This is a genomic window from Streptococcus sp. HMSC070B10, assembly GCF_001808665.1.
In the GTDB taxonomy this organism is placed as follows: domain Bacteria; phylum Bacillota; class Bacilli; order Lactobacillales; family Streptococcaceae; genus Streptococcus.
In genome coordinates this window covers 1-7,197 of sequence record NZ_KV794173.1, presented here as the reverse complement: position 1 = coordinate 7,197, position 7,197 = coordinate 1, and the positions used below count along the sequence as shown (strand labels likewise).

Below are 7,197 nucleotides of genomic sequence, written 5' to 3'. Positions count from 1 at the left end.
AAAAAAAAAACAACCGGGTCTTAATTCGCTTTCTTATTTTCAAGATCATGAAAAAAAGGGCCACTGGACCTCAACTCGCTCTCTCATTTCAAAGCTCGTGAAAAAAAGACCCAACCGGGTCTTTTCTTTAATCTTCGTTTACGAAAGGCATCAAAGCCATTACGCGAGCGCGTTTGATAGCTGTTGTTACTTTACGTTGGTTTTTAGCTGAAGTTCCTGTTACACGACGAGGAAGGATTTTCCCACGTTCTGAAACGAAACGGCTAAGAAGCTCAGTATCTTTGTAATCAACATATTCAATTTTGTTTGCTGCGATGTAATCAACTTTTTTACGGCGTTTGAATCCGCCACGACGTTGTTGAGCCATGTTTTTTCTCCTTTATAATTTTAGTTGTCCATTAGAATGGTAAATCATCATCTGAAATATCCAATGGATTTGTTGCTCCAAATGGATTTTCATCACGTGAAAAGTCTGGTACTGAATTTGTAGGTGCTGAATAGTTTGCAGTTGGTGCAGAATAAGCTCCACCTGTGTGACCCTCACGCACACTACGGCTTTCCAACATTTGGAAATTCTCAGCCACGACCTCTGTCACGTAGACACGTTGTCCTTGCTGGTTATCGTAACTACGAGTCTGGATACGACCTGTCACCCCGATAAGTGAGCCTTTTTTAGCCCAGTTAGCAAGGTTTTCAGCCTGTTGGCGCCACATAACGACATTGATAAAATCAGTCTCACGTTCGCCATTTTGACTCTTAAATGTACGGTTTACTGCAAGAGTAAAAGTCGCAACTGCTACATTTGATGGGGTATAACGCAACTCAGCGTCACGTGTCATACGCCCTACAAGTACAACATTGTTAATCATAGTTTACCTTCTTACGCGTCAGTTTTGACGATCATGTGACGAAGAATGTCAGCGTTGATTTTTGAAAGACGGTCAAACTCTTTAAGAGCTGCATCGTCGTTTGCTTCAACGTTAACGATGTGGTAAAGTCCTTCACGGAAATCTTTGATTTCGTATGCAAGACGGCGTTTTTCCCAAGATTTTGATTCAACAACAGTTGCACCGTTGTCAGTCAAAATAGAGTCAAAACGTGCTACCAAAGCGTTTTTAGCTTCTTCTTCAATGTTTGGACGAATGATATAAAGAATTTCGTATTTAGCCATTGATATGTTCCTCCTTTTGGTCTAATGACCCCAAGACTTTGCAAGGGGTAAGTGAGGTTCGCTCACAATAAACTATTATACTAGAAAACATTTTTTTACGCAAGTAAAAACACTGAAATAAAAAAGAAGATGACGAATCATCTTCTCAAAAACTACAACTCTATAGAGAGTGATTAATATTTTAGTATTTATCAAACTATAGAGATTACGAATCCGTTTTACTGATTTTTACCAAAGACATCTCGATAGAGCATTCCTGTTCGTAAACTCTCTGCGTCTCCTCCTAATTGCTCCACCAACTCGTAGGCAAAGGCAAGGGCTGTTGAAGGGCCTCGACTGGTTGTCAAATGACCATCTACCACTACTGTTTCCTTTACATATTGACCATCAAGTATTTGCTCTTGAACACCGTCATAACAAGTGTACTGCTTGTTTTTCAATAGCCCTGCTTGATTGAGGGCAATTGGAGCTGCACAAATGGCTGCCAGTTTCTTCCCTTCTTGCTCGAAATTTTGCAATTCTTGAATCAAGGCCTGCTTATCACGTAAATGTGCAGAACCAGGCATGCCACCAGGAAGGACAAGCATATCATAGTCTGATAAATCACCATCAAAGACACGATCTGCTCTTACTTGGATTGCATGCGAACCAGTCACTTGCTCTTCAAACCCAACCATATCACAAGTGATATTTGCCCGACGCAAAACATCCACAACTGTCAAAGCTTCAATTTCTTCAAAGCCCTGAGCTAACATAACTGCTACTTTTACCATGATTTTCTCCTTATTTGATTTGTTTTAATACAACCTTTTTCCGTTTGAATGGAACTTTTCCGCTCTTTTCTTCAGCTAGATTGGTCTGGTAACTCATCGATAAAAGTAAGCCCACACCAATCAGATTGCTGATAATAGCCGATCCTCCTTGTGAAATGAAAGGCAAGGGAATACCCGTCAAAGGAAGCAAACCTGTCACGGCACCGATATTCTCAAAGATATGGAAGAGTAACATCATAATCAAACCTGTGGAAATATAGGTATAGAACTGGTTATTTGATTTAAGAGTAATCTTCAACATACGATAAATCAGCATGAGATAAAGGGCAATAACAAGGACAGAGCCAATAAAGCCAAAATCTTCTGCGATAACCGTGAAAATCATATCCGACTCCCGAACTGGAATAAGCAAATTAGAAGCATTAAAACCTTGACCAAATAAGCCACCGCTTCCAATGGCAATCTGTCCTTGAGCCTGCTGATAGGTCGTTGTTTGAGCAAAGTCAAATGGATTGAGCCAAGCCAAAATACGGTTGATTTGGTAGGTCGGCATTCCCAGTTGATGGAGAAAAGCCCGACCGTCCTTGCTGATAAAAATAGCTAAGAAACCAGCAATTCCAGTTACAGCAGTCACAAATACTGGGATAATAATTTTCCAAGAAACTCCTGATAGCAAGACGATTCCTGAGAAAATAGCCACAAAAACCAAGGCCGTCCCCAAGTCACTTTGAAGTGCCAAAAGAACTAGGACTGGAATGGTAAAGACAATCATCCAAAAAATTAACAAAAAGTCCAGCGGAACTGTGCGTCTCCACTCCTTATGTTTTTTGGTAAACTGGACAATCACACGAGCCAACATGAGGATATAGGATATCTTCATAAATTCTGACGGCTGGAACAAGGTAACACCATTTACCGATACCCAGTTTTTGGCACCCGTTGATGCAACTAAACTCGGATTATAAAAGACGATAGGTAAGACCATAAGTCCCAAGCCTAAAATATATAGAAAGGGGGTCATCTTCCAGAGAAATTCTGTATTAAAGAGCATGACCACAAAACCAATCACAAGCCCCAAGGCAATCCAGGCGACCTGCTGCCCTAAAATGGGCAAGATATTATTTGGATAATCATGACTAACGGCAATATAAATAGCCACCACACCGATAACCAGTAGGAAAAATACTGGCAGGAGCAAACTATAATCGACTCTAGAGTCGAGAGAACGTTTCATATATTCACCTTTCCTCTTTCTTAGATTTTTCATTTTTGTTGTTTTGGAGGAAATCAATAACAGCAGAGGTAATCTGTTTTCTATTCACCTCTCTGATAGTTCTTTCCTTCGCTAGAGCTTGTCTAATCTGTTTACCATATCTTTTATGAACAACTCGACTATCCAGTATCACAGCAATGGAAGCTTGTTCCTCTTTTCTAATTGTTCTACCCAAAGCCTGTTTGAGACGAATAATGGCCATTGGCAGCTGATAATCATAGAAAGGATTCTTCCCTTCCTGACGCAATTCATGATTTAATTTTCGTGTTAAAGGTTCTTGGGGATTTTGGAAAGGCAATCGAGGAATTACTTGAATAACGCAAGGATGGGTAGAAAAATCAACCCCCTCCCAGAAACTTCCTGTTCCAAGTAAGATTTGTCGCTCTCCTTTTTCAAAACGTTTCTTCAGCTGACTGGGTTCCCCATTTTTATATTGGGCTAAATGAGGATGGTCTAGTAAATCTGACACTGCTAACAGTAGTTCTTTCGACGTAAATAAAACAAGCAAAGGCTCTTGAAAGGCTTGTAAGGAATGGATAACTGATGTAACCTCTTCTGCATAATCTAAAGAAGAATGTTCAGTTACTAAAGGAAAATCATTTACTAATAGAACTTCTTGCTGCTTCTGTTGTAAAGATTCAACTGTAATAAGTGGAGCTTCAGTAAATCCTAATAAGTCCGCTAAAGAAACTCTATTACTAATTTCAAGAGTGGCAGATACGCCAAGCACTCTGCAATCTTCTGGCAATAAATCTGCTAGTAGGAAGCGACCTTTTTTACTTGAACAAATTAAGACATCCTTACTAGACTTCTCAGCTGTTGCCAACCAAAATTCACGGTCCGATGTAAAAAAGCCCGTCATATCTCTATACTCGGGAAGACTTAACTCAGAAAAATGCTGGCGTAAGTTTTCAAGAGAATCCAGCCACTTGTCATTCTTAAGTCCTGAGTAAAACTGATCCATCAAATAGCGACATTCAAACCCGATACTCTCAAGCAACCGTCTATGAATAAGATCTTTTTCTGTTTCCAACGACTTTTGAACTTGTGTTACTAAATCATCGAGGAGATAAGATTCTTGAGAGAGGTTTTCAAGGGCAAGCAGCATTTTTTGAGCTTCATCTATGATTACCAAGCGATTGTTGACAAACTCTGGATCATCCTCTAAACGTGTTACCAGATAAGCATGATTGGTTAACAAAAGGCGACTCGATTTAGCCCTATCTTGACTGCGTTGCCAGAAGTCCTCAGAAATAAATAAACTTTTTTGTGAAAGTTTTCCATCATGGACAAGTTCAGCTAGAAAATGTTGATAACGATACAGCTGCCCGATTTCATCTAAGTCACCTGTTTCTGTCTCTGTTAACCAAATCAAGACTTGCATTTTAAAGCGTGTGAATAGGCGGTTAGACTCTGGCCTATGAAGTACTTTATAAAAATTATCGAGTTTCAAATAATTTTGAGGTCCCTTGAGACTATGAATATCAATATGAAAAGTATCTTTTAATCGCCTTCCTTCTTCTTGCATAATTTGATTTTGAAGGATTTTGGTAGGAACACTAACAAGGATGCCACCTTCACTTTCCATGCTCAAAGCTGGCAGTAGGTAACCATAAGTCTTTCCAAGTCCCGTTTGGGCTTGAATAAACGCGGTTTTCTGTTCATTTAATAACTGCTCAACTTTTTCTGCAAATTCAACTTGCTGAGGACGTTCATCCAAGTCTAATAAGGAAATATTTTTAGTAAAATCCTTAGATAGCTTACGTGGCTTTAAAGACTGACTTTGCTTTCTTAGAAAGAGTCCATGGAGCTCTATCAAATCGTGAGAAGAAAGGAGGGACTGGCGCTGATATACTTCTTCAATCACTAAATAAGTTTCATAAAGGAGGTTATCCGCAAGATTTAACAACGTTTCTAAAAGTCCCTTTGGTAACTGAAAAAGTTTTTGACGCATAAAAAGCAAAAGCTCTGCTGTTGCTTGTGCATCAGAGAGTGCGGTGTGGGCATGGTCTAACTTAATCCCTAACTCTTGACATAGAATTCCGAGATTATACTTTTCAAACTGAGGGTATAAAACCTGTGCCAGCTCAACTGTATCCACACGAGGAGTTCTCAATTCATAACCTTCAAAGAATAGGTACTCTGCCAGAAGATTTGCATCAAACTGTACATTGTGCGCGACAAAAACACCATCCTTGACCAGTTCAAAAATCCTTCCAGCTACCTGTGAAAACTCTGGAGCAACTGCCAACCGTTGATCAGTCAACCCTGTCAATTCTTTTATATGAGAATCCAAGGGCTCATGGGGATTGACGTCAGTCCCATACTGATCGACGATTTCGCCATTTTCAATCACCACAATACCCACTTGAATAATTTTTGCCTTGCTTCCGGTGCTAGTGGCCTCTAAATCAACAACCACATACCGATCATTTCTCGAATTCATCATTAAAAATTATATCAAAAAAAGCCCTGTTTGACACCCCTCAACTTCGATAGAAAAATCTCTTTGCTTGAAAAAATTTTTATAAAATGTTTGAATAGTATTATACAGAAAAGGAGACATAAGATGAACCCATTAGATTTGTTTAATCAAGTAAAAGAGCTAATCGAAACAAAAGATTTCGAAGCTGCAAAAACATTTGTTGCAGAAAATCAAGAACAGCTTGGAGAATACTTCTCTCAAGCTCAGCAGTTGATTTCTGGTTCTGAAGGTCTAGATGGCCTCGTTGGAAAGATTAAAGGATTTTTCTAAAAAATACAAAGGCGCCTGAAACGATCAGGTGCCTTTTTGAGATATTTTTTTCATTATTTTGGGCAGATAAGAGCTGATTTCCGTCGGCAAGACCACATAATGTTCTTGAGATAGTTCTTGTGCTATTGCTGAATGAAGATGGGTTGCTACTGCCACACGTTCGTAGAGACTGGCCTGTCGAAATTGGCCTGCAAATCCTGCAATCATTCCAGCTAGTGTATCTCCCATACCACCAGTCGCCTGATAGGGACCGCCAACCTGTAACTGGTAATAATCAGATTGGCTAGCTTGCCAAATACGAGTAGCTGGACCTTTCTCTACCAAAATTGTTCCTTGAGGGAAGGAAGTTAGGGCACTAGCCGTTGTATCTTCATTTTGCTTTTCAATCGTAATTCCAGACAGCTTTTCCCATTCCTTTTGGTGGGGAGTTAGGATAAGCTGACTCGAAGGAAATGACAAACTTATCCTAGCAAGAATTGTCAGAGCACCTCCGTCTACAAGCAAAATCTGATTCTGTCTTAAGCTAGCAAAAACCTGTTTGACTAGTTCTTCTCCAAAAATATCGTCTCGTAAACCAGGTCCCAATAAGACAACTTCTGCCCTCGCCAATTGCTCTTTTAACAGTTGCTGGTCTTGAAGAGCAAAGGCCATAGCCTCAGGTAAATGGCTGTGCAGAGCTGGAATATTTTCCCTATCCGTTCCAACGGTCACCAATCCTGCGCCACTTTTTACAGCTACCAAGGCAGCCATGATGATAGCTCCACCATAAGGATAGGTCCCACCTAACAAAAGCAGACGACCATAGTCTCCTTTATGACTTGTACGAGAACGTTCAATAATGACTTTTTCTAGTAAGGCTTGATCAATCACTTTCATCGTTTTTTCCTCTCTATTCATTATACTATAAAGTCTATCTACCTTGCATCTTAAATATAAATCTCTTCGTTCATATAGAAAAAGAGGGGACAAAGCCCCTCTACTCTCCTTTCGACCCAACACGAAAGTAAACGATTCCATTTTCACTAGTAAAGACGGAGAGGCCTAATTGGTCCTCTCCATCTATTCGACTCATTTATCGATTCATTTTTTATCTTCTACCAATCTATACAAATAGAATGGTATTAGGCGCATAGACTAGTCTTCTTTGCGTTTTACAGTTAATAAAGCTGCTGATAAGGCCAAGGTAACACCTGCCAAGAAAATAGCTGTTTCTGACTGTTTTTCA

Annotated in this window: 9 protein-coding genes; 1 reads left to right on the top strand and 8 read right to left on the bottom strand. The window is 39.8% G+C overall.

All coding sequences use genetic code 11. The features are described from left to right. Positions 1-127: 127 nt before the first annotated feature. From rpsR to HMPREF2613_RS05005, 6 genes are all read right to left on the bottom strand, one after another. Positions 128-367 (bottom strand): 30S ribosomal protein S18, encoded by a 240-nt coding sequence (gene rpsR, locus HMPREF2613_RS05030; RefSeq protein ID WP_000068664.1) that lies wholly within the window; start codon positions 365-367, stop codon positions 128-130. A 31-nt stretch (positions 368-398) separates the two neighbouring features. Beyond that, on the bottom strand, positions 399-869 hold the full coding sequence (gene ssbA, locus HMPREF2613_RS05025) for a single-stranded DNA-binding protein SsbA (protein WP_004269791.1): 471 nt from the start codon (positions 867-869) through the stop codon (positions 399-401). 11 nt (positions 870-880) lie between these two features. Further along, complete coding sequence (gene rpsF / locus HMPREF2613_RS05020) at positions 881-1,171, bottom strand: 30S ribosomal protein S6 (protein ID WP_001151778.1); 291 nt, start codon at positions 1,169-1,171, stop codon at positions 881-883. A gap of 218 nt (positions 1,172-1,389) precedes the next feature. Next, the gene (locus HMPREF2613_RS05015; protein WP_070479421.1) at positions 1,390-1,944 is read right to left on the bottom strand and encodes a DJ-1 family glyoxalase III; all 555 of its coding nucleotides are present in this window, start codon (positions 1,942-1,944) and stop codon (positions 1,390-1,392) included. A gap of 10 nt (positions 1,945-1,954) precedes the next feature. Continuing rightward, on the bottom strand, positions 1,955-3,178 hold the full coding sequence (locus HMPREF2613_RS05010) for an FtsW/RodA/SpoVE family cell cycle protein (RefSeq protein WP_070479419.1): 1,224 nt from the start codon (positions 3,176-3,178) through the stop codon (positions 1,955-1,957). 4 nt (positions 3,179-3,182) lie between these two features. Further along, entirely contained in the window at positions 3,183-5,663 is a 2,481-nt protein-coding gene (locus HMPREF2613_RS05005) for a bifunctional DnaQ family exonuclease/ATP-dependent helicase (RefSeq protein ID WP_070479473.1), read from the bottom strand. A 123-nt stretch (positions 5,664-5,786) separates the two neighbouring features. On the opposite strand from HMPREF2613_RS05005, the gene HMPREF2613_RS05000 reads away from it, so the two are divergent. Then, positions 5,787-5,972 carry a hypothetical protein gene (locus HMPREF2613_RS05000; RefSeq protein WP_001068558.1) on the top strand — a complete coding sequence of 62 codons (186 nt, stop codon included), beginning with the start codon at positions 5,787-5,789 and terminating at the stop codon, positions 5,970-5,972. Positions 5,973-5,996: 24 nt separating this feature from the next. On the opposite strand, the gene HMPREF2613_RS04995 is transcribed toward HMPREF2613_RS05000, so the two are convergent. Together HMPREF2613_RS04995 and HMPREF2613_RS11870 are read right to left on the bottom strand one after the other, a co-directional pair. Next, entirely contained in the window at positions 5,997-6,848 is an 852-nt protein-coding gene (locus tag HMPREF2613_RS04995; protein WP_070479417.1) for an NAD(P)H-hydrate dehydratase, read from the bottom strand. A 258-nt stretch (positions 6,849-7,106) separates the two neighbouring features. Further along, positions 7,107-7,197: LPXTG cell wall anchor domain-containing protein (locus HMPREF2613_RS11870; RefSeq protein ID WP_148129935.1), on the bottom strand; the 91-nt coding region annotated here is incomplete at its 5' end.

Coding starts and splice junctions, on each gene's coding strand:
- rpsR (WP_000068664.1), bottom strand. CDS start 367: ATGGCTCAACAACGTCGTGGCGGATTCAAACGCCGTAAAAAAGTTGAT.
- ssbA (WP_004269791.1), bottom strand. CDS start 869: ATGATTAACAATGTTGTACTTGTAGGGCGTATGACACGTGACGCTGAG.
- rpsF (WP_001151778.1), bottom strand. CDS start 1,171: ATGGCTAAATACGAAATTCTTTATATCATTCGTCCAAACATTGAAGAA.
- HMPREF2613_RS05015 (WP_070479421.1), bottom strand. CDS start 1,944: ATGGTAAAAGTAGCAGTTATGTTAGCTCAGGGCTTTGAAGAAATTGAA.
- HMPREF2613_RS05010 (WP_070479419.1), bottom strand. CDS start 3,178: ATGAAACGTTCTCTCGACTCTAGAGTCGATTATAGTTTGCTCCTGCCA.
- HMPREF2613_RS05005 (WP_070479473.1), bottom strand. CDS start 5,663: ATGAATTCGAGAAATGATCGGTATGTGGTTGTTGATTTAGAGGCCACT.
- HMPREF2613_RS05000 (WP_001068558.1), top strand. CDS start 5,787: ATGAACCCATTAGATTTGTTTAATCAAGTAAAAGAGCTAATCGAAACA.
- HMPREF2613_RS04995 (WP_070479417.1), bottom strand. CDS start 6,848: ATGAAAGTGATTGATCAAGCCTTACTAGAAAAAGTCATTATTGAACGT.